Source organism: Microbacterium phoenicis (assembly GCF_047302325.1).
Lineage (GTDB): Bacteria > Actinomycetota > Actinomycetes > Actinomycetales > Microbacteriaceae > Microbacterium.
On record NZ_CP154849.1, the window covers coordinates 2,850,109 to 2,869,244 of the forward strand.

20 protein-coding genes and 1 riboswitch are annotated in these 19,136 nt (G+C 69.4%); of the genes, 14 read left to right on the forward strand and 6 right to left on the reverse strand.

Going from position 1 to position 19,136, the window contains the following annotated elements; genetic code table 11:
* Positions 1 to 14: 14 nt before the first annotated feature.
* The 3 genes from ABCU91_RS14030 to ABCU91_RS14040 are packed head-to-tail and all read left to right on the forward strand — an operon-like array spanning position 15 to position 2,348.
* Entirely contained in the window at positions 15 to 854 is an 840-nt protein-coding gene (locus ABCU91_RS14030) for an exodeoxyribonuclease III (protein WP_413354174.1), read from the forward strand.
* Positions 855 to 901: 47 nt separating this feature from the next.
* On the forward strand, positions 902 to 1,906 hold the full coding sequence (gene trpS, locus ABCU91_RS14035; protein WP_413354175.1) for a tryptophan--tRNA ligase: 1,005 nt from the start codon (positions 902 to 904) through the stop codon (positions 1,904 to 1,906).
* The gene (locus ABCU91_RS14040) at positions 1,899 to 2,348 is read left to right on the forward strand and encodes a hypothetical protein (protein WP_413354177.1); all 450 of its coding nucleotides are present in this window, start codon (positions 1,899 to 1,901) and stop codon (positions 2,346 to 2,348) included. Before trpS ends, ABCU91_RS14040 begins: the two co-directional genes overlap by 8 nt.
* Before the next feature lie 98 nt (positions 2,349 to 2,446).
* On the opposite strand, the gene ABCU91_RS14045 is transcribed toward ABCU91_RS14040, so the two are convergent.
* A complete protein-coding gene (locus ABCU91_RS14045; RefSeq protein WP_413354178.1) occupies positions 2,447 to 3,082 on the reverse strand; it encodes an endonuclease domain-containing protein in 636 nt (211 codons plus the stop codon).
* 417 nt (positions 3,083 to 3,499) lie between these two features.
* Between ABCU91_RS14045 and ABCU91_RS14050 the strand changes: the two genes are divergently transcribed.
* Together ABCU91_RS14050 and ABCU91_RS14055 are read left to right on the forward strand one after the other, a co-directional pair.
* On the forward strand, positions 3,500 to 4,057 hold the full coding sequence (locus tag ABCU91_RS14050; protein WP_413354179.1) for a GNAT family N-acetyltransferase: 558 nt from the start codon (positions 3,500 to 3,502) through the stop codon (positions 4,055 to 4,057).
* Between the two features lie 43 nt (positions 4,058 to 4,100).
* Entirely contained in the window at positions 4,101 to 4,964 is an 864-nt protein-coding gene (locus ABCU91_RS14055; protein WP_413354180.1) for an Fpg/Nei family DNA glycosylase, read from the forward strand.
* A gap of 1 nt (position 4,965) precedes the next feature.
* On the opposite strand, the gene glpK is transcribed toward ABCU91_RS14055, so the two are convergent.
* Both glpK and ABCU91_RS14065 read right to left on the reverse strand, forming a co-directional pair.
* Positions 4,966 to 6,498, reverse strand: a complete 1,533-nt coding sequence (glpK, locus tag ABCU91_RS14060) for a glycerol kinase GlpK (RefSeq protein WP_413354181.1) — start codon at positions 6,496 to 6,498, stop codon at positions 4,966 to 4,968.
* Between the two features lie 52 nt (positions 6,499 to 6,550).
* Positions 6,551 to 8,248: a glycerol-3-phosphate dehydrogenase/oxidase gene (locus ABCU91_RS14065; RefSeq protein ID WP_413354182.1), complete on the reverse strand. Its 1,698-nt coding sequence runs from the start codon at positions 8,246 to 8,248 to the stop codon at positions 6,551 to 6,553.
* A gap of 132 nt (positions 8,249 to 8,380) precedes the next feature.
* On the opposite strand from ABCU91_RS14065, the gene ABCU91_RS14070 reads away from it, so the two are divergent.
* From ABCU91_RS14070 to ABCU91_RS14105, 8 genes are all read left to right on the forward strand, one after another.
* Positions 8,381 to 9,340, forward strand: coding sequence for a sugar-binding transcriptional regulator (locus tag ABCU91_RS14070; RefSeq protein ID WP_406923559.1), 960 nt, complete (start codon positions 8,381 to 8,383; stop codon positions 9,338 to 9,340).
* A gap of 69 nt (positions 9,341 to 9,409) precedes the next feature.
* Positions 9,410 to 9,550, forward strand: a riboswitch (FMN riboswitch).
* A gap of 64 nt (positions 9,551 to 9,614) precedes the next feature.
* The gene (ribD, locus tag ABCU91_RS14075) at positions 9,615 to 10,634 is read left to right on the forward strand and encodes a bifunctional diaminohydroxyphosphoribosylaminopyrimidine deaminase/5-amino-6-(5-phosphoribosylamino)uracil reductase RibD (RefSeq protein WP_413354183.1); all 1,020 of its coding nucleotides are present in this window, start codon (positions 9,615 to 9,617) and stop codon (positions 10,632 to 10,634) included.
* The gene (locus ABCU91_RS14080; RefSeq protein ID WP_413354184.1) at positions 10,634 to 11,281 is read left to right on the forward strand and encodes a riboflavin synthase; all 648 of its coding nucleotides are present in this window, start codon (positions 10,634 to 10,636) and stop codon (positions 11,279 to 11,281) included. Before ribD ends, ABCU91_RS14080 begins: the two co-directional genes overlap by 1 nt.
* Positions 11,278 to 12,558 carry a GTP cyclohydrolase II gene (gene ribA / locus ABCU91_RS14085; protein ID WP_413354185.1) on the forward strand — a complete coding sequence of 427 codons (1,281 nt, stop codon included), beginning with the start codon at positions 11,278 to 11,280 and terminating at the stop codon, positions 12,556 to 12,558. Before ABCU91_RS14080 ends, ribA begins: the two co-directional genes overlap by 4 nt.
* The gene (gene ribH, locus ABCU91_RS14090) at positions 12,555 to 13,028 is read left to right on the forward strand and encodes a 6,7-dimethyl-8-ribityllumazine synthase (RefSeq protein ID WP_406923555.1); all 474 of its coding nucleotides are present in this window, start codon (positions 12,555 to 12,557) and stop codon (positions 13,026 to 13,028) included. The genes ribA and ribH overlap by 4 nt, the downstream gene beginning before the upstream one ends.
* A gap of 49 nt (positions 13,029 to 13,077) precedes the next feature.
* Entirely contained in the window at positions 13,078 to 13,428 is a 351-nt protein-coding gene (locus ABCU91_RS14095) for a Fe-S protein (protein ID WP_413354186.1), read from the forward strand.
* Between the two features lie 171 nt (positions 13,429 to 13,599).
* Complete coding sequence (locus tag ABCU91_RS14100) at positions 13,600 to 15,048, forward strand: MFS transporter (RefSeq protein WP_413354187.1); 1,449 nt, start codon at positions 13,600 to 13,602, stop codon at positions 15,046 to 15,048.
* Between the two features lie 129 nt (positions 15,049 to 15,177).
* Entirely contained in the window at positions 15,178 to 16,170 is a 993-nt protein-coding gene (locus ABCU91_RS14105; protein ID WP_413354188.1) for an NADP-dependent oxidoreductase, read from the forward strand.
* A gap of 9 nt (positions 16,171 to 16,179) precedes the next feature.
* Here the strand turns inward: ABCU91_RS14105 and ABCU91_RS14110 are convergent, their stop codons facing one another.
* Genes ABCU91_RS14110 through ABCU91_RS14120 form a run of 3 tightly spaced genes read right to left on the reverse strand, consistent with a single transcriptional unit; the run spans position 16,180 to position 18,817 of the window.
* A complete protein-coding gene (locus ABCU91_RS14110; protein WP_413354189.1) occupies positions 16,180 to 17,001 on the reverse strand; it encodes an ABC transporter permease in 822 nt (273 codons plus the stop codon).
* Complete coding sequence (locus ABCU91_RS14115) at positions 16,998 to 17,879, reverse strand: ABC transporter permease (protein ID WP_406923550.1); 882 nt, start codon at positions 17,877 to 17,879, stop codon at positions 16,998 to 17,000. Before ABCU91_RS14115 ends, ABCU91_RS14110 begins: the two co-directional genes overlap by 4 nt.
* The gene (locus ABCU91_RS14120) at positions 17,876 to 18,817 is read right to left on the reverse strand and encodes an ABC transporter ATP-binding protein (RefSeq protein WP_406923549.1); all 942 of its coding nucleotides are present in this window, start codon (positions 18,815 to 18,817) and stop codon (positions 17,876 to 17,878) included. The genes ABCU91_RS14115 and ABCU91_RS14120 overlap by 4 nt, the downstream gene beginning before the upstream one ends.
* A gap of 104 nt (positions 18,818 to 18,921) precedes the next feature.
* On the opposite strand from ABCU91_RS14120, the gene ABCU91_RS14125 reads away from it, so the two are divergent.
* Positions 18,922 to 19,134 carry a transcriptional regulator gene (locus ABCU91_RS14125; protein WP_065569826.1) on the forward strand — a complete coding sequence of 71 codons (213 nt, stop codon included), beginning with the start codon at positions 18,922 to 18,924 and terminating at the stop codon, positions 19,132 to 19,134.
* Positions 19,135 to 19,136: the final 2 nt, after the last annotated feature.

Genomic DNA, 19,136 nt, shown 5'->3' on the forward strand with positions numbered 1-19,136 from the left:
ATACGCTGGAACGCGTGCCACGAACACTCCGCATCGCCTCCGTCAACGTCAACGGCATCCGCGCCGCCGCCCGGAGGGGCATGCACGACTGGCTCGAGACCGCCGGGGTCGACGTCCTGACCCTCCAGGAGGTGCGGGCCGAGGCATCCGATCTCGCCGCAGCCCTTCCCGGATGGCATCTGGTGAACGACGAAGCCCTCGCCAAGGGGCGTGCAGGTGTCGCGATCGCGGCGCGCGAGCCGCTCGACGTCTGGCGAGTCGACCTCGGCGACGACACGCTCGACTCGAAAGGGCGGTGGGTCGAAGCCGACATCGAGGTCGACGGCGAGCTGCTCACCGTCGTCAGCGCCTACGTCTTCACCGGCGAAGCCGGCACTGAGAAGCAGGTCGCGAAGTACGCCTTCCTCGACGCGATGGAGGAGCGGATGCCGCACCTCGGCGACCTCGCCCTCATCACGGGCGACCTCAACGTCGGGCACCGCGAGTTCGACATCCGCAACTGGAAGGGGAACGTCAAGAAGGCCGGCTTCCTCCCCCGTGAGCGCGCGTATTTCGACCGGTTCACCGGTGCCGCGGGCGAGACCGTCGCGACCGTCGACGGCGAGAACGGCACCGGACTCGGCTGGGTCGACGTCGGGCGCAGCTTCGCCGGCGAGATCGACGGGCCGTACACGTGGTGGTCGAACCGCGGCAAGGCGTTCGACAACGACACCGGCTGGCGGATCGACTACCACCTCGCGACGCCCGAGCTCGCGACGCGCGCGACCGACTACCGGGTCGTCCGGGCGCCGTCCTGGGACACGCGATGGAGCGACCACGCGCCCGTCGTGGCGGACTACACGCTCGGCAGCTGAGGCTCGGGCGCGGGGGCGCGGCATCCGTTCGCGCCTAGGATCGTAGGGTGAGCAAACCCCGCCTCTACTCCGGAATGCAGCCCTCCGCCGACTCCCTCCAGATCGGCAACTACATCGGGGCGCTCATGCAGTGGCGAGACCTGCAGGAGTCCTACGACGCGTTCTTCTCGGTCGTCGACCTGCACGCGCTGACCCAGCCGAACGACCCGGCGGAGCTCCGCGAGAAGACCCGCCGCACGGCTGCGCAGTACATCGCCGCCGGCATCGAACCGGCGAAGTCGACGCTGTACGTGCAGTCGCACGTGCGCGCACACGCCGAGCTCGCCTGGGTGCTGTCCACGATCACCGGTTTCGGTGAGGCCGGACGCATGACGCAGTTCAAGGACAAGTCCGCGCGCTACGGCACCGACGCCACCAACGTCGGCCTCTTCACCTATCCGATCCTCATGGCCGCCGACATCCTGCTCTACCAGACCGACATCGTGCCGGTCGGGGACGACCAGAAGCAGCACGTCGAGCTGACTCGCGACCTCGCCGAACGTTTCAACGGTCGCTACGGCGAGGCGTTCCGCGTGCCGAAGCCCGTCATCCAGAAGGAGACGGCGCGCATCTACGACCTCCAGAACCCGACGTCGAAGATGTCGAAGTCCGCCGAATCGGATGCCGGTGTGCTCTGGCTCCTGGACGACCCGGCGAAGTCGGCGAAGAAGGTCATGCGGGCGGTCACCGACTCCGAGGGCGTCGTCCGGTACGACCGGGAGGCGAAGCCCGGCGTCTCGAACCTGCTCGTGATCTACGCCGCCCTCACCGGCCGCGAGATCCCCGCGATCGAGGACGAGTACGCCGGTCGCGGATACGGCGACTTCAAGAAGGGACTCGCCGAGGTCGTCGTGTCGGAGTTCGGCCCCGTGCGCGAACGCGCCCTCGAGCTGCTCGACGACCCCGCCGAGCTCGACCGGGTGCTGTCGGCGAACGCCGCCCGCGCCGACGAGGTCGCCGACCGCACCCTGGGCGACGTGTACGACAAACTGGGGCTGCTGCGTCGTGCCTGACCAGCCCGGACTCGAGCCCGCCCCCGAGGCGGTCGCGGCGATCGACGCGGCCGCCGCGGCGTCGATGGCCACCCCCGACGACCGCGCCGCGCAGGAGCGCCTCTGGCGCGCGGTGTTCGCCCTCGAGCGGTGGATCTTCATCGCGCGCGGAACCGACGAGCAGCCCACCCCGTTCGCCGCCACGACGGAGCAGGGCCCGGCGATCTTCGCCTTCTCGACGCCCGAGCGCGCCACCGAGGCGGCGGCGGGTTTCGGCATCCCACCCCAAGAGACCGATCGGCTCCTGGCGGTTCCGATGCCGGATGCCGCGGGCTGGGTCGCCTCCTACGCCGAGGCGGGCGTCCAGTCGATCGTGTTCGACGCGCCCGTGACCGGTGCGATGGCCCCGCTGGCCAACCTCGCCGCCATGGCCGTCTGGATCCAGCAGCACCCCGAGGGCTGACGCGCCGCGGGGCGGTTGTGTGCCGAGCGCAGGTTCAGACGCCCGCTTGGGTCGATTCAGCCCGCGTTCGCACCGCTGAGCCTGCACTCGGCACAGTGTCAGCGTCGTCTTGCTCTCAGCAGTCCTCTGACAGCCGCAACCACCCGGTCCGGATGCCACATGATGTCGGCCGCCATCGGCCGGAGTGTCGTATATCCGAGGGCCGCGAGCGCCAGGTCACGACGTCGGTCGACCCTGTGGGCGAGCGGACCGGAATGGTGAGCATCGCTGTCGCACTCGACGACGAGCCACCCATCGACCAGCAGATCGACCCTCCCCACACCGTCGATCCTCACCTGCACCTCCACCTTCAGTCCGAGGCGGCGCAGGATGAGTCTCATCAACGACTCCGGCCCGGACTCGGCCCGCCCGTCGAGCATTTTCCGGATCACGCGGTACTTCCGCGGCACAGCGGCGAAGACGAGGTCGAGTTCCGACGGCACGATGAGCCCCCAGTGCAGGGCGCTGTCGAGAGTGGCGACAGCCGCCGCGGGAGGCTGGCAGACGATCGCATGGGCGAGCAGGTCCCACGGGTGCGACATCCCGGACCCGGAAGGTCGCTCCCCGATCGGTGGCGACCAATGCCGTGAGGCTCCTCCCGGCGGCACGCGGAGTCGTGCCGCATGCGGGGGGATGTGCACGTGGAGCTCTTCGGAGCTGAGGGTGAAGACCCCGAGGAGGCGAAGTGCACTCATGCAGGTCAACCGGCCGCCGACGCGCGCCGCCTGAACGATATCGACCGGGACGTCTGAGGGGATGTAGCGGCCGCGCCGGACAGCGATGATCGCACCGTCCGCTACGGCGTGCGCGATGGCCCGTTTCGACATCCCAGACGATCGGAGTTCGTAGGCCGACCGCGAGCGGATGGCAAGGAGGGATCCGGCTCTGTCGGCGAAGACGCGCCGATCGCGTGACGAGGTCATGGAGCGACGGTCGCCGACGGCGGAGGTGCGCGAGCCGGTCCCGGTGGAGGGTGTGTCCGATCGGCCGCGCAGCGACCTCGGGGAGGAATCTTCGTGCCGGATGCAGGGAAAACCTTCGGATCCACTCTCGAGGACCACCCGCGGCCCATCTGCGCCTGCAGTCGGCACCGCCGCCGTTAGGGTCGGGGCATGGAACCGGTGACGCTGCGGACTGATCGGCTCGAGCTGTCCGTCCCGACGGCGGCCGACATCGAGGCGATCACGGCGGCGGCGCAGGATCCCGAGGTACCGCGGTGGACGACACTGCCGTCGCCCTACGACCGGCAGCACGCGGAGGCATTCGTCGACAAGGCCGCCGGGTGGTGGGAGGACGAGAGCGAGCTCACCTGGGGCATCCGCCACGGGGGCCGCTGGATCGGTATGGTCGGCCTGCACCGCGTCGAGAAGCGGGGTTCGGCCGAGATCGGGTTCTGGATGGATGCCGCGGCCCGTGGCCACGGCTATCTCACCGAAGCGGCGGCCGCCGTCGTGGACTTCGGGTTCGCGGAGCCTGTCGCGCTCGCCCGGATCCAATGGCGCGCCGTGGTCGGCAACCACGCGTCGGCGAGGGTCGCCCAGAAGCTCGGCTTCCGGTACGAAGGGCTTCTCCGCCAGGGGCTCAGCGACCCGCGCGGCCGCCACGACGGCTGGATCGCGGCCCTCCTGCGAACGGATGACCGCTCACCGCAGTCCTGGCCGACCCTGTGACAACCCCCTGACCGCCGTCGCACCCGACTGGCAGGATGACCCCATGCCTGAGATGCCCGAGGTGCAGGGACTGGTCGACTTCCTCCGCGAGCGCGCGACGGGGCTGACCGTCACGAAAGTGTCGGTCGCGAACATCGCCGCCCTGAAGACGTACGACCCGCCGATCGACGCCATCACCGGCGCGACCATGACCGGTGCTGCGCGCCATGGCAAGTTCGTCGACCTGCAGACGGATGCCGGTGCCCACCTCGTCTTCCACCTCGCCAAGGCGGGCTGGCTCCGCTGGTACGACCAGCTGCCGGCGACGGTGATCCGCCCGGGCAAGACCCCGATCGCCCTGCGGGTGGGCTTCGACGACGGCTCCGGCTTCGACCTGACCGAGGCCGGCACGAAGAAGTCCCTCGCCTACTACGCCGCCCGCTCCCCTGCCGACGTCCCCGGCATCGCACGCCTCGGCCCGGACCCGCTCGACGAGTCCTTCACCCGGGATACGCTCGCCGGTCTGCTCGAGGGGCGTCGCACCCAGATCAAGGGCGTCCTCCGGGACCAGTCGATCGTCGCGGGGATCGGCAACGCGTACTCCGACGAGATCCTCCACGCCGCGAAGATGTCGCCGTACGCTCTCGCGGCGGGACTGACGGATGCCGAGATCGACAGGCTCTACGCCGCGTTGCGGCAGACCCTCGCCGAAGCGGTGGCCGCGGCATCCGGCAAACCTCCGGCGGATCTCAAAGACGCCAAACGTCGCGGCATGGCCGTCCACGGCCGGCGCGGTGAGGCGTGCCCGGTGTGCGGCGACGAGGTGCGGTCGGTGTTCTTCGCCGACAACAGCCTGGAGTACTGCCCGACGTGTCAGACGGGCGGCAAGATCCTCGCGGACCGCCGCCTGTCGCGATTGCTGAAGTAGATCAGACGGTTCCGGCGAGGACCCGGGCGTCGTCGTCGACCCAATCCATCGACTTCGAGACGGCCTTCTCCCAGAGGCGGCAGCGGCGGTCGCGCTCGTCGGGGTCCATCTGCGGCTCGAACCGACGATCCTCCTGCCAGTACCCCCGCAGCGCGTCCTTGTCCGTCCAGACACCGACAGCGAGCCCGGCCGCGTAGGCGGCTCCGAGCGCCGTGGTCTCCACGACCTTCGGACGGATGACGGGGATGCCGAGGATGTCCGCCTGGAACTGCATGAGTGTGTCGTTGCGGGTCATCCCGCCGTCGACGCGGAGCTCCTCGAGGTCGCGGCCCGTGTCGGAGACGACGGCGGTGATGACGTCGCGCGTCTGGAACGCGGTCGCCTCGAGTGCGGCGCGGGCGATGTGGGCCTTAGTGACGTAGCGGGTGAGGCCGACGAGGGCGCCACGCGCGTCGGGTCGCCAGTACGGGGCGAAAAGACCTGAGAAAGCGGGCACGAAATACGCTCCACCGTTGTCCTCGACGCTGCGGGCGAGCCGTTCGACCTCGCCCGAGTCGGAGATGATCCCGAGGTTGTCGCGCAGCCACTGCACGAGCGATCCGGTGACGGCGATCGAGCCCTCGAGCGCGTAATGGGCGGGCTCGTCTCCCAGGCGGTAGGCGACCGTCGTGATGAGCCCCGCCTCGGAACGGACGAGCTCGGTGCCGGTTCCGACGAGCAGGAAGTTGCCGGTGCCGTAGGTGTTCTTCGACTGGCCCGCGTCGAAGGCGGCCTGCCCGAAGGTCGCCGCCTGCTGATCGCCGAGGATGCCGGCGATCCGGATGCCCCGGGCCACGCGCGGCTGCACGACCTCGCCGTACACCTCGGAGGAGGAGCGGATCTCGGGCAGCATGGCGCGCGGGATGTCCCAGGCCTCGAGCATCTCGTCGGACCAGTCGAGGGTCTTCAGGTCCATCAGCAGCGTGCGGCTGGCGTTGGTGACGTCGGTGATGTGGATGCCGCCGTCGCTCCCACCCGTGAGGTTCCAGACGATCCACGTGTCGGGGGTGCCGAACATCAGGTCGCCGTTCCGGGCCGCGTCGCGGGCGCCCTCGACGTTGTCGAGGATCCACGCGATCTTCGACGCCGAGAAGTACGACGCGAGCGGCAGGCCGGTCACCTCGGCGAACGCGTCGACGCCGTGCGCGTCGATCAGCCGGTCGATCGCGGGCTGGGTGCGGGTGTCCTGCCAGACGATGGCGTTGTCGATCGGCCGGCCGGTGCGGCGGTCCCACACGATCGCGGTCTCGCGCTGATTGGTGACGCCGATGGCGGCGACGTCGGACGGCGCCAGCCCCACCTGGTTGAGGACGCGGGCCAGCACCCATTCCGTGTTCGTCCAGATCTCCACGGGGTCGTGCTCGACCCGCCCGGCCCGCGGGAAGATCTGCTCGTGCTCCCGCTGGGCGGTGGCGACGAGCGCCCCCTCCCCGTCGAACACGATCGCGCGTGTCGAGGTGGTTCCCTGGTCAATGGCGATCACGTGTTCAGCCACGTCTCGTCTCCTCTTCGAGTACTCGGCGCCGGGGGCGACGGGATGCCGGGCGTCAGACAGCGACGGGATCGGCGGCGTGCACCGCGGCGAGCGCCCGGTCGATCTCGGAGCGCCGTGCTGCGGCATCCCAGCCCATCACATCAGCGATCGCGTCGGCCACCTCTTCGACGACCTCGTGCGTCGCCTCACCGCGGAATCCGATGTTGGTGCGGCGGAGCAGGATGTCGTCGAGGTGGACGATCGACTCGGTGCGGGCGATGTGACGGAACTCGCCGGATGAGAACCGGGGCAGCGACGCGAGCGGCGCGTCCTCGTCGTCCTGACGGATGGAGGTGGCGACGGCCAGCGCGTGCGTGCCGTAGCGGTGCAGCAGACGGGTCCCGCGCTCGAGTCCGAAGTCGGCGAGGTGCTGGTGGACCCACTCGTCGCGGTCGGCGTCGGTGCGGGGGAAGCCGACAGCACCGCCGATCGGCAGGCCCTTCGTGGAGCGGACCCGCTCGCGGCCGATCCGGGTCATCAGCTCGTCGCTCAGGCGCGCGGCGACGGCGCGGAACGTGGTCCACTTGCCGCCGACGAGGCTGAGCACCGGCACGCGGTCGGATCCCGGGAGGATCGCCTCCTCGATGCGGTAGTCGCGCGAGACGAAGCCCGCTGCCATGTCGCCGTGTCCGGGCAGGGGCCGGACACCCGAGTAGCGGTGCACGATCTGCGCACGGTCGACCGGGATCGTGGGGAAGACGTGGCCGATGAGGTCGAGGAAGTAGTCGACCTCCTCCTCGGTGCAGACGGCCGGCTCGGACATGTCGTGCTCGAGGTCGCTCGTTCCGACCAGGACGCGACCGTTGAGCGGGTAGATGAGGACGATGCGCCCATCGGAGTGCTCGAAGAACAGTTCACGGCCACCGGTGGCCTGCATGAGCTCGGGGTGGTCGAGCACGATGTGCGAGCCCTTCGTGCCGCCCATGTAGTGCGTGGTGTCGCCGAGCGCGCGGTTGGCGAGGTCGGTCCAGGGGCCGGCTGCGTTGAGGACGACGGATGCCGCGAAGGGGAACTCCTCGCCCGTCTCCTCGTCGCGGAGGACGACCTTCCCGTCCTGGACCCCGGCCGCCGAGACGTAGTTGGCGGCGCGGGCGCGGCTGCCGCCGACGGCGATCCCATCGCGGACGAGGTCGAGACCGAGGCGCTCGGGGTCGCGGAGCGAGGCGTCCCAGTACGTGGCGGTGTACTTCACGTCGGGGTTGAGGTCGGGCAGCGCGCGGAGCGACCGACGACGACCGTGGAACGTGTGGCGGGGGACCTTGCCGCCGCCGCGCGAGAACGAGTCGTAGATGATGAGGCCGACCTTGATGAGGAGAGCGCCGCGCTCGGTCGAGGCCGTCTTACGGTGCAGCACCATGCGCAGCGGCGCGGAGAGCAGACCCGAGAAGGTCGAGAAGATCGGGACGGTCGTGCGAAGCGGTCGCACGTAGTGAGCGGCCGTGGTGAGCAGGTCGTTGCGCTCGGTGACGGCCTCGTGGACGAGCCGGAGCTCGCCGTTCTCGAGGTAGCGGATGCCGCCGTGGATCATGTGGCTCGACGCAGCCGAGGCGCCGGAGAGGAAGTCGCTCTTCTCGACCAGGGCGACGTCGATGCCCTGGAGGGCCAGGTCGCGGAAGGTCGCGACACCGTTGATGCCGCCGCCGATGATGAGCACATCCGCGTGGGGTCGCTCCCGCAGTCCCGCCGTCGTCGATCGGATTCCGGTGTCCACGTCACACACTCCCACTTCTGCCGGGTGTCGACCCGGTCGCCTCAGACCGCCACCGCAGTGACTGATGGGACCAATGATGACATTCGTGGACGAGATTGCAGTCGCCATGCACATACGTGCACACTGTCTTCCGTGGAAGAGACGCTCGATCCCGACGACGTCCGTCGTGCCCTCACGGCGGCGCACCTGTACTACGTCCAGGACCGCACGATGGAGGCCATCGCGCGCGAACTCGGCACCTCCCGGTCGACCGTGTCGCGCCTGCTCTCGCGCGCCCGCGCGGCGGGCATCGTGGACATCCGCATCCGCTCCCCCTTCGCCGCACCTCAGTTATTGGAGCAGGATCTGGCCGACCGCTACGGGATCACTGCGCACGTGGTGCCAGTGCCCGACGACGCCAGCGACGTGGAGCGACTCGAGCGCGTCGCCACCGCGGCGGCGCACCTGCTCGGCGATCTGATCGTCGCGGACACCACCGTCGGGATCGCCTGGGGATCGACGACGGCCGCAGTCAGCCGGCGCCTCGTCCCGAAGTCCGTGCACGGCACGACGTTCGTGCAGCTCAACGGTTCAGGGAACACCCGGACGACGGGCCTGCTCTACGCGAGCGACATCCTCAGCCGCTTCGCCGAAGCGTACGGCGGGAGCGCGCAGCAGTTCCCCGTGCCGGCCTTCTTCGACGACCCGCGCACGAAATACGCGATGTGGCGGGAGCGGAGCACCACCCGCATCCTCGCCATCCAGGCCGCGATGGACCTCGTGGTCTTCAGCGTGGGCGCCGCCGACTCGCGCGTTCCCAGTCACGTGTATTCCGGCGGCTACCTCGAGCCCGAGGAGCTCGCCGCCCTCGACCGCGAGGGAGTGGTGGGCGACGTCGCGACGGTGTTCTACCGGCTCGACGGGTCGACCCGCGGGATCGAGCTCAACGACCGGGCCACCGGGCCCCGGTTCGACGTGCTCCGTCGCGTGGCGAGCCGAGTATGCGTCGTGTCCGGCGTGGACAAGCGCGACAGCCTGCGCGGCGCTCTCGCCGCCCGCCTCGTCACCGAGCTCGTGGTCGACGAGGCGACCGCCCGCGCCCTGACCGAATGACCCCGGAAGTCAAGAGATGACGCGGGAATGAATCGCGCGAAGGGCGGTTGATTACACTGCAAGAGCAAGAAACGTGCTCCGGGGTCGGTGGGAATCCGAACCGGCGGTGACAGTCCGCGAGCGGGACCCAGGTCCTGCTGATCCGGTGGAATTCCGGAACCGACGGTGATGCGACGATAGTCGCTAGTCCGGATGGGAGGCAGCACGGTGGATGCGGCGACGCCGCACCGCCTGTCGCGCCCGCACCCCGGAGAACCCCATCGTGAGGATCCGGATGAGTGCCACCGAGGCAGAGCGCAGCGCGCTCCGTCACGCGTTCACGCTCGCGACGAACGGCCCGCGCGGGCTGAACCCGCAGGTCGGCGCGGTCATCCTCTCCCCCGACGGCACCGTGCTCGCCGAAGGCTGGCACCACGGAGCAGGCACGCCCCACGCCGAGATCGACGCGCTGTCGAAGCTGACGCCGGATACCGCGCGCGGCGCCACCGCCGTCGTGACGCTCGAGCCCTGCAATCACACCGGCCGCACCGGTCCGTGCGCCGTCGCCCTCATCGAGGCCGGGGTCGCGCGCGTCGTCTACTCCGCCGAAGACCCCGGCGCCGTCTCATCGGGAGGCGCCGAGCGGCTTCGCGCCGCCGGTGTCGACGTCGAGGGCGGCGTGCTCCGGGGCGAAGGCGAGGAGCTCATCTCGTCGTGGCTGACCGTGCAGCGCCTCGGGCGACCCCACGTCACCGCCAAATGGGCGCAGTCGCTCGACGGGCGGGCCGCGGCATCCGACGGCACCAGCCAATGGATCACGGGCCCGGACGCGCGCGCGGACGTGCACCGCCGCCGCGCACAGGCCGATGCGATCGTCGTCGGCACCGGAACCGTCCTCGCGGACGATCCCGCACTCACCGCCCGCACCGCCGCCGGGGCTCTCTACGAGGACCAGCCGCGGGCGGTCGTCGTCGGTACCCGGGCCGTGCCGCAGGAGGCGGCGCTCCGCCGTCACCCGCGACCCTTCATGCAGGACGAGGGCGAGGACCTCCGCGATCTGCTTGATCGGCTCCGCGAGCTCGGCGCGCACCGCGTGTTCCTCGAGGGTGGTCCGACCCTGGCGGCATCCTTCCTGCGGCAAGGACTCGTCGACGAGCTCCTCGTCTACATCGCCCCGACACTCATCGGGGGCGATCGAGTGGCCGTGGGCGACATCGGCGTCTCGACGATCGCCGAGCAGCGCCGACTCGACATCGTCGGTCTCGACAGACTCGGTGACGACATCCTCGTCACCTTGACCCCCAAGGAGGGCTGATGTTCACGGGCATCATCGAAGAGCAGGGCGTCATCACCGCCATCGACCCGTCCGGCGACGGGGTGCGCCTCGCGGTCCGCGCGCCGCTCGCGGTCTCGGACGCGCAGCGCGGCGACTCCATCTCCATCAGCGGCGTCTGCCTCACGGTCACCGATCAGACACCCGAGGGGTTCACCGCCGACGTCATGAAGCAGACGCTCGACATGTCGACTCTCGGCACGCTCTCCGTCGGGTCCCCGGTCAACGTCGAGCGCGCCCTGGCCGCGCACACCCGGCTCGGCGGGCACCTCGTGCAGGGGCACGTCGACGGCACCGGCGAGGTGCTCGAGGTGCGCCCCGGCGAGCAGTGGCGCGTCCTCCGCGTCGCGCTCCCCGCAGACCTCGCCCCCCTCGTCGTCGACAAGGGATCGATCACGGTCCAGGGGGTCTCGCTCACCGTCTCCGACGTGTCGGACGCCGATGCCTCGTCGCACTGGTTCGAGATCTCCCTCATCCCCGAAACCCTCGAGGTGACCACTCTCGGCGCGCTGACGCCCGGCGACCGGGTCAACCTCGAAACCGACATCCTGGCGCGGCACGTGCAGCGCCTGCTCCGATTCGCCTCACCCGACGGCATCCCGTCCACAGAAGAAGGAGGCTCCCGATGAGCCTTTCCACGATCCCCGACGCCCTGGCAGCGCTCAAGGAAGGTCGACCGATCCTGGTCGCCGACGATGAGAGCCGCGAGAACGAGGGCGACATCATCCTGTCCGCCGAGCTCGCCTCGCCGGAGTGGCTCGCCTGGACCATCCGCTGGTCCAGCGGCTTCCTCTGCGCACCGATGCCCGCGGACTGGGCCGACCGGCTCGACCTCCCCCCGATGGTGGAGGTCAACCAGGATGCCCGGAGCACCGCCTACACCGTGAGCGTCGACGCTGCCGAAGGCGTCACGACCGGCATCAGCGCCTCGGACCGCGCCCGGACGGTCAACGTCCTGGCGGACCCGAGCTCCGTTCCCTCGTCGCTCATCCGCCCCGGACACGTGCTGCCGCTGCGCGCCGTCGACGGCGGTGTCCGCGAGCGTGCCGGACACACCGAGGCCGCGGTCGAGCTCATGCAGCTCGCGGGCCTGCAGCCGGTCGGCGTCATCGGCGAGGTCGTCGCCGACGACGGCAGCATGATGCGGATGCCGGGGCTCATGGAGATGGGCGAGCGCGAAGGCATCCTCGTCATCACGATCGAGCAGCTCATCGCGCACCTCAATGCGGCCGACGGCGACAGCACCTCGGCCCACACGGACCACCCGGCCAAGCGTCGGGTGAGCCTGCGCGCGGAGGCGAAGGTCCCCACCTCGCACGGCGAGTTCCGCTTCCTCGCGTACAAGGACCGGATCACCGGCACGGACCACATCGCCGTCGTCTCGGGCGACCTCACCGAGGACGCTCCGCTCGTGCGCGTGCACTCGGAGTGCCTGACCGGCGAGGCGTTCGGGTCGCTCAAGTGCGAGTGCGGCCCCCAGCTGGAGGCGGCGCTCGACGCCATCGAGCAGGACGGCGGCGTCGTCATCTACATGCGCGGCCACGAGGGCCGCGGCATCGGCCTCATCAACAAGCTGCGCGCGTACAGCCTGCAAGAACGCGGCCTCGACACCGTCGACGCGAACCTCGCGCTCGGCCTGCCGGCCGACGCCCGGGACTACGCGGCGGCGGCCGGCATCCTGACCGACCTCGGTGTCAAGCAGATCCGACTGCTCACCAACAACACCGACAAGGTCGCGCAGCTGCGTGCTCTCGGTCTCACGATCGTCGACCAGGTGCCCCTGCTCGTCGGTGTCGGTGCGAACAACCACCAATACCTGGCGACGAAAGCCGACCGCATGGGTCACATCATCGACGCCGACGAGCTGCGCGAGGCCCTCGCGCACAGTGAGGAGCACACCGCATGAGCGGACACGGAGCCCCCAAGGCCGAAGCCGTCGACGCGAAGGGACTGTCGGTCGTCGTCGTCGCCGGCCAGTGGCACGACGTCATCACCGACGGGCTGATCGCCGGCGCGACGCGCATCCTCGATGCATCGGGCGCCTCCTGGCGCCTCGTGCGGGTGCCAGGATCATTCGAGCTCCCCGTCGTGGCGAAGGCTGCACTCGACGCGGGCGCCGACGCGGCCGTCGCCCTCGGCGTCATCATCCGTGGCGGCACTCCCCACTTCGACTTCGTGTCGTCCGCCGCGACCGACGGCCTGACCCGTGTCGCGCTCGACACCGGCAAGCCGGTCGGCTTCGGCGTCCTGACCCTCGACGACGAGCAGCAGGGCATCGACCGTGCCGGGCTGGAGGGCTCGAAGGAGGACAAGGGCGCAGAAGCTGCGGATGCCGCGATCCGCACCGCACTCATCCTTCGCGACCTGCGCGGCTGACCGCGCCGTCCTGCTGCGCAGGGTCGCCACCTTCAGGTAGCCTGAGGGAATGGAGACCCTGCGCAGCATCGTCGTTCTCGTCCACCTCATCGGCTTCGCGACGCTCTTCGGCGCATGGGTGGTCGAACTCGTCGGCCAGCGGCGCGTGACGCGCATCATGCACTGGGGCCTGGGCATCGCCCTCGTCGCCGGTCTCGCACTGTCGGCTCCGTGGGGCCTCGGCCACGACCTCAACTACGCCAAGATCGGCATCAAGCTCGTCATCCTCGTGCTCATCGGCGGGCTCCTCGGCGCCGGCGCTGGACGACTGCGGAAGACGGGCTCGGTCCCCGCCGGGATCTTCTGGCCCATCGGCATCCTGACGCTCGTGAACGCAGGTCTCGCCGTCATCTGGCGCTGACCGCCCGCATCCTGTCTGACAGCCAGGAGTAGTGTGGAGGTTTGCGCGTCGACCACTCCGTCGGCGCCTCGGTGATCCCAGTGCTGTGATGCCCTCGCGTCACCCCTGCGAGCGCATCCGCCGCCGACGCGTCCCATGAGGACCCACCGCTTCATTCCGAAGGTCCCCCGCATGTCATCCGCAGCACCCGCGGCATCCGCCGCACCCGCCAATCCGCGCTCCCGCGTCATCACCGCGAGCCTGGTCGGCACGACGATCGAGTTCTACGACTTCTACGTCTACGCGACCGCCGCCGTCCTGGTCTTCCCCATCCTGTTCTTCCCCGCCGGGAACGACACCACCAACCTGCTGCTCTCGTTCAGCATCTTCGGCGCGGCCATGGTCGCGCGCCCCGTCGGCGCCGTGATCTTCGGTCACTTCGGCGACAAGTTCGGCCGCAAGGCGACCCTCGTGGGATCGCTCCTCACGATGGGCGTCGCGACGTTCCTCATCGGCTTCCTGCCGACCTTCGATCAGGTCGGCATCGTCGCCCCGATCCTGTTGCTCTTTCTCCGCCTCGCACAGGGCTTCGCGCTCGGCGGCGAGTGGTCGGGCGCCGCGCTGGTCGCGACCGAGAACGCCCCCAAGGGCAAGCGGGCCTGGTACGGCACCTTCCCCCAGCTGGGCGCGCCGATCGGCTTCATCATCGCGAACTCGGTCTTCCTCGCGATCTACTTCGCCCTCCCCCACCCCGACGGCCCGGCGCAGCGCTCCGAGGCGTTCCTCGCGTGGGGCTGGCGCGTGCCCTTCCTGTTCTCGGCGGTCATGGTCATCGTCGGTCTCTATGTGCGCTTGAAGCTCGTCGAGTCGTCGACGTTCGCGAAGGCCGAGAAGACCGGCGCGATCCGCAAGTTCCCGCTGGGTGAAGTCATCCGCCGGCACTGGAAGCAGCTGATCCTCGGCACGTTCATCATGCTGGCGACCTACGTGCTCTTCTACCTGATGACCGCGTTCACCCTCGCCTACGGCACGAAGGCGACGACCGAGGGCGCCGCCGCGGCCGCGGAAGCGACCGGGACGGCGTTCGACGCCGCGACCTACGTGCCCGGCCTCGGCTTCGGGTACACGGACTTCGTCATCATGCAGATCGTCGGCGTCATCTTCTTCGGCATCTTCACGCTGCTGTCGGGCCCCGTCGCCGACACCATCGGCCGCCGCCGGCTGCTGCTGTGGATCACGGGCCTGATCGGCGTCTTCGGCCTGCTGTTCAACGTGTTCCTCCTGCCGCAGCTCGACCCGAAGTTCACCGGCGCCCTCGTGCAGGGCTTCCTCATCCTCGGGTTCATGCTCATGGGCGCGACCTTCGGCCCAATGGGCGCCCTCCTGCCCGAGCTGTTCCCGACCAACGTCCGGTACACCGGCTCGGCGATCTCGTACAACGTGTCGTCGATCCTCGGCGCAGCCCTGGCGCCCATCGTCGCGACCGCGCTGTGGGCCGCCGCCGGCGGTTCGCCGTGGCTCGTCGGCGTCTACCTGACGGGCTCCGCCGTCCTCACCTTCGTCGCCCTGTGGCTGTCGAAGGAGACGAAGGACGTCGAGTACGAGACCAACATCGGACACGCGGAGCTCCACTCGCGCTGACCCTCACCTGAATCGACGGATGCCGCGGCCCACCCCACCGGGAGGGCCGCGGCATCCGTTCTGTCAAGAGCTCCCCTGGGCGTGGGTCCGGGTTTATCGTCGGCCCCACAGGCACACGAGGAGCACGCGATGGCGATCAAGAAGGTGACCCAGGCATCGGTCGTCGAGTACGACCAGACCGGCGGACCCGAGGTGCTGCACCTCGTCACCCGCGACCTGCCCGAACCCGGTCCGGGCGAAGTCACCGTCGAGGTCATGACGATGGGCCTCAACCACATCGATGGTTTCGTCCGCTCCGGCGCCGAGAAGGAATGGGACGACGAATTCCCCCGACGCTCGGGCAGTTGCTTCGCGGGAACCGTCATCGCCGTCGGCCCCGACACCGCCGGCTTCCCCGTCGGCAGTGACGTCGTCGGCCACGTCCGTTCCGGAGCACAGGCGAGCCACGTCACGGTCCCCGTGGGCCGCCTCGTCCGCAAGCCCAAGAACGTGACGTTCGAGACCGCGGGCGGCCTCTACCTCGCCGGGACGACGGCGCTCGACATCCTCGACGAACTCAAAGTCGGCGCGGGTGACACCGTCGTCATCTCGGCGGCGGCCGGCGGCGTCGGAAGCATTGAGGCCCAGATCGCGATGCACCGGGGCGCCCGCGTCATCGGGACGTGCGGCGACCGCAACTTCGACTACCTGCGTCAGCTCGGGGTGAAGCCCGTGCGTTACGGCGAAGGCATCGTCGACCGCATCCGGGCGCTCGCGCCCGACGGGGTCAGCACCTACATCGACAACTTCGGCCAGGACGGCCAGGACATCGCCGAGGCTCTCGGCGTCCCGGCGGGGAAGTTCCGCTCCAGCGCCGACCGGCGCGACCGGGAGGTCGCCCTGCTGTCGGACGAACCGGACGCCGTCGCGCACGGCACCGACCAGCTCCGCAAGGTCGTGGACCTCGCCGAGAAGCGGGCGGTGAACGTCCTCGTGTCGGGCTTCTATCCGCTCGCCGATGTCGCCGAGGCGTACGACGACCTGCTGAAGCTCCACTCCCGGGGCAAGGTCGTGCTCGCGACCCACCCGGTGAACCCCCGTCGCATCCGCAAGGCGCGCGACGTCATGGAATCCGGCCGCTGAGCGGCATCCTCAGTCGAGGAACAGGGCGCGCAGGCGCTTCGTCGTGAAGACGAGCCCGACGGCGATCATGACGACGTAGTAGAGGACGTGCCACAGCATCCCGACCGACAGGATGCCAGTGGTCAGTCCGCGGATGAGTTCGACGCCGTGCCAGAGCGGGAGCGCCATGACGACCGACTGCACCCACCCGGGGTAGACGGTGATCGGGTAGAACGTCGCCGAGAAGAGGAACATCGGCAGGAGCACGAAGTTGATCCAGTCCATGTGCTGGAACGTCTTCATGTAGCTCGTGATCGCCATGCCGAGGCTCGCGAAACCGAAGGCGATCAGCAGGACGGCGGGGATGGCGAGGATCGCCGTCCACGCGAGGTTCAACCCCAGGACCTGCATGACGATCATGAATCCCGTCGCGTACAGCAGGCCGCGCAGCAGCGCGTAGAGGATCTCGCCCAGGGCGACGTCGAGCGGTCCGAGCGAGGTCGCCAGCATGCCCTCGTAGAGCTTGCCGTAGTTCAGCTTGAAGAAGACGTTCCAGGTGGAGTCGTAGATCGCGCCGTTCATCGCCGAGACCGCGAGGAGGGCCGGTGCGATGAAGGCGGCGTAGCTGACCTCGATGCCCTGAGACGTCTGGACGTCGCCGATGAGCGACCCGAGCCCGAGTCCCATCGAGGCGAGGTAGAAGACCGGCTCGAAGAAGCCGGACAGGACGACGGCCCAGCTCGAGGATCGGGCGGCGAGGAACCCGCGCTGCACGACGGCGCCCGGATTGCCCGCCCATAGCGCGCGCACGCCGCCGCGGCGGGTGGCCGGCTCGACCGTGGCGGCGCTCACTTCGCGAGCCTCTCGATGAAGACCTTCCGTGCCCACAGGTAGCCGACCCCCGACAGGACGAGCAGGTAGGCGAGATGGACGACGACCATGACCGGCGGCACCGCGGCTTCGTAGGTGGCGAGGCGCCCCAACTCGGCGCCGTGCCACAGGGGCGAGACCCACCCGATCCACTGGAGCCAGACGGGCAGGGTCTCGAGCGGGTAGAAGGTGCCCGAGAACAGGAACATCGGCATGAAGATGAAGCGCTGGACGAGGGCGAACTGCCCCTTGTCGTCCTCGATCGAGCCCGCATATGCCATGAGCGGGATGCCGAAGGCGAGACCCGCGAGCAGACCTGCGGGTATCGCGAGCCAGCCGGTCTCGGGGTTGGGCACCGTGGTCCAGCCGATGCCGAGGGCGCCGAGCAGCCAGATGAACAGGTAGTACGCCGCGACCGCGAACGCCATCCGCGCCGCCGCCCCGATGATGACGCCGTTCGCGATCTGAGGACTCGACAGCGCCGACGCGTTGAACCCGAAGAAGTACCGACGCCACTTGAATCCCGCCATGACCGGATAGGTCATCTCCTCCGAGGCGACTGAGATCGCCGCTGTGACGAGCAGGGCGGGGGCGACGAAGACGAGGTAGTCGACCTGCACGCCGCGGTCGTCGATGGGGGCTTGGATGAGGGCGGCGAGTCCGGCCGCGAGTCCCAGGAGGTAGAGAACGGGCTGGCCGAGCGCTCCGACCACGATCGTCCATCCGTACGCGCGCATCGCACGGATCATGTGCTCGGTGACGTACCAGCTGCCGCGGCGCCGGGGCTTGCGACCCCACTGCATCGCCTCGGCGCGGAGCTCGTCGAGCGTCGGCTGCGCCGCCTCGGTCGTGTCGCTCATTCGATCAGCGACCGTCCGGTCAGACGGAGGAAGACGTCCTCCAGGCTCGAGCGACGGACGAGGCTCGTCATCGGCTGCAGTCCCGACGCCGTCACGCGTTCGAGAGCGGCTTCGCCGTCGTGCGCGTAGACGAGGATGCGGTCGGGCAGCACCTCGACGCGGTCGCCGATGCCCTGCAGCTGCGCGGCGACATGCTCGTTGCGGTCCGAGCCGAAGCGCACTTCGAGCACCTCGCGGCTGGAGTGCTCGCGGATGAGGGAAGACGGGCTCCCCTCGGCCATGATGCGGCCCTTGTCGACGACGATGAGCCGGTCGCACAGCTGCTCCGCCTCATCCATGTAGTGGGTCGTGAGGACGAGCGTCGTGCCCCGCTCCTTCAGGCGGAACAGCCGGTCCCACAGCACGTGACGCGCCTGCGGGTCGAGGCCCGTCGTGGGCTCGTCGAGCAGCAGGATGCGCGGATCGTTGATGAGCCCGCGTGCGATCGTGAGCCGGCGCTTCATGCCGCCGGACAGCTGGTCGACCTTGTTCTTCGCCTTGTCCTCGAGCTGGGCGAACGCCAGCAGCTCGTCGGCCTTCTCGGCGCAGACCCTGCCCGGGAGACCGAAGTACCGACCGTAGATGTAGAGGTTCTCGCGGGCGTTGAGCTCGCCGTCGAGGTTGTCCTGCTGCGGGACGACACCCAGGCGCGAACGGATCTCCGGGCCGTACCGGTCCGGGTCGAGCCCCAGGATCGAGAGGTCACCGCTTGTGCGTGTCGAGACGGCGCCGATCATCTTCATGGTCGTCGATTTGCCGGCGCCGTTGGGACCGAGGAGGCCGAAGGACTCCCCCGGGGCGACCTCGAACGACAGTCCGTCGACGGCGACGAAGTCGGGCTTGCCCTTGCTCTTGTAGGCCTTGACGAGGCTTTCGGCACGGATCACGGGTTCTGGCACCGGACCACACTATCGACGGGCTGGGACACGACAGGGTGACCGTCAACCGATATTGACACCGCCGCAGGCGTCAATTAACGTTGACGCGAAAGGAAGGCGATGACATGACCACCGACATCCGGACCCTGATCGGTTCGTCGCCCGACGGCGAACCGATCGCCGAGCTGCATCGTCTCGCCGAGATCAGGCGCGAGCTCGCGCGTGCCGAGGAGGCGCAGGTGCGACGCGCACGCGTCCAGGGCTACTCCTGGCAGGCCGTCGCCAGCGCGCTGGGCGTCAGCAAGCAAGCTGCTCATAAGAAGTACGGGGGAAGATAGAG

Bases quoted from the DNA above. Each gene is read 5' to 3' on its own strand.
- ABCU91_RS14045 (WP_413354178.1), bottom strand. From the start codon at position 3,082: ATGAGTGCACTTCGCCTCCTCGGGGTCTTCACCCTCAGCTCCGAAGAG.
- ABCU91_RS14050 (WP_413354179.1), top strand. From the start codon at position 3,500: ATGGAACCGGTGACGCTGCGGACTGATCGGCTCGAGCTGTCCGTCCCG.
- ABCU91_RS14055 (WP_413354180.1), top strand. From the start codon at position 4,101: ATGCCTGAGATGCCCGAGGTGCAGGGACTGGTCGACTTCCTCCGCGAG.
- ribD (WP_413354183.1), top strand. From the start codon at position 9,615: ATGAGTGCCACCGAGGCAGAGCGCAGCGCGCTCCGTCACGCGTTCACG.
- ABCU91_RS14080 (WP_413354184.1), top strand. From the start codon at position 10,634: ATGTTCACGGGCATCATCGAAGAGCAGGGCGTCATCACCGCCATCGAC.
- ribA (WP_413354185.1), top strand. From the start codon at position 11,278: ATGAGCCTTTCCACGATCCCCGACGCCCTGGCAGCGCTCAAGGAAGGT.
- ribH (WP_406923555.1), top strand. From the start codon at position 12,555: ATGAGCGGACACGGAGCCCCCAAGGCCGAAGCCGTCGACGCGAAGGGA.
- ABCU91_RS14095 (WP_413354186.1), top strand. From the start codon at position 13,078: ATGGAGACCCTGCGCAGCATCGTCGTTCTCGTCCACCTCATCGGCTTC.
- ABCU91_RS14100 (WP_413354187.1), top strand. From the start codon at position 13,600: ATGTCATCCGCAGCACCCGCGGCATCCGCCGCACCCGCCAATCCGCGC.
- ABCU91_RS14105 (WP_413354188.1), top strand. From the start codon at position 15,178: ATGGCGATCAAGAAGGTGACCCAGGCATCGGTCGTCGAGTACGACCAG.
- ABCU91_RS14115 (WP_406923550.1), bottom strand. From the start codon at position 17,879: ATGAGCGACACGACCGAGGCGGCGCAGCCGACGCTCGACGAGCTCCGC.
- ABCU91_RS14125 (WP_065569826.1), top strand. From the start codon at position 18,922: ATGACCACCGACATCCGGACCCTGATCGGTTCGTCGCCCGACGGCGAA.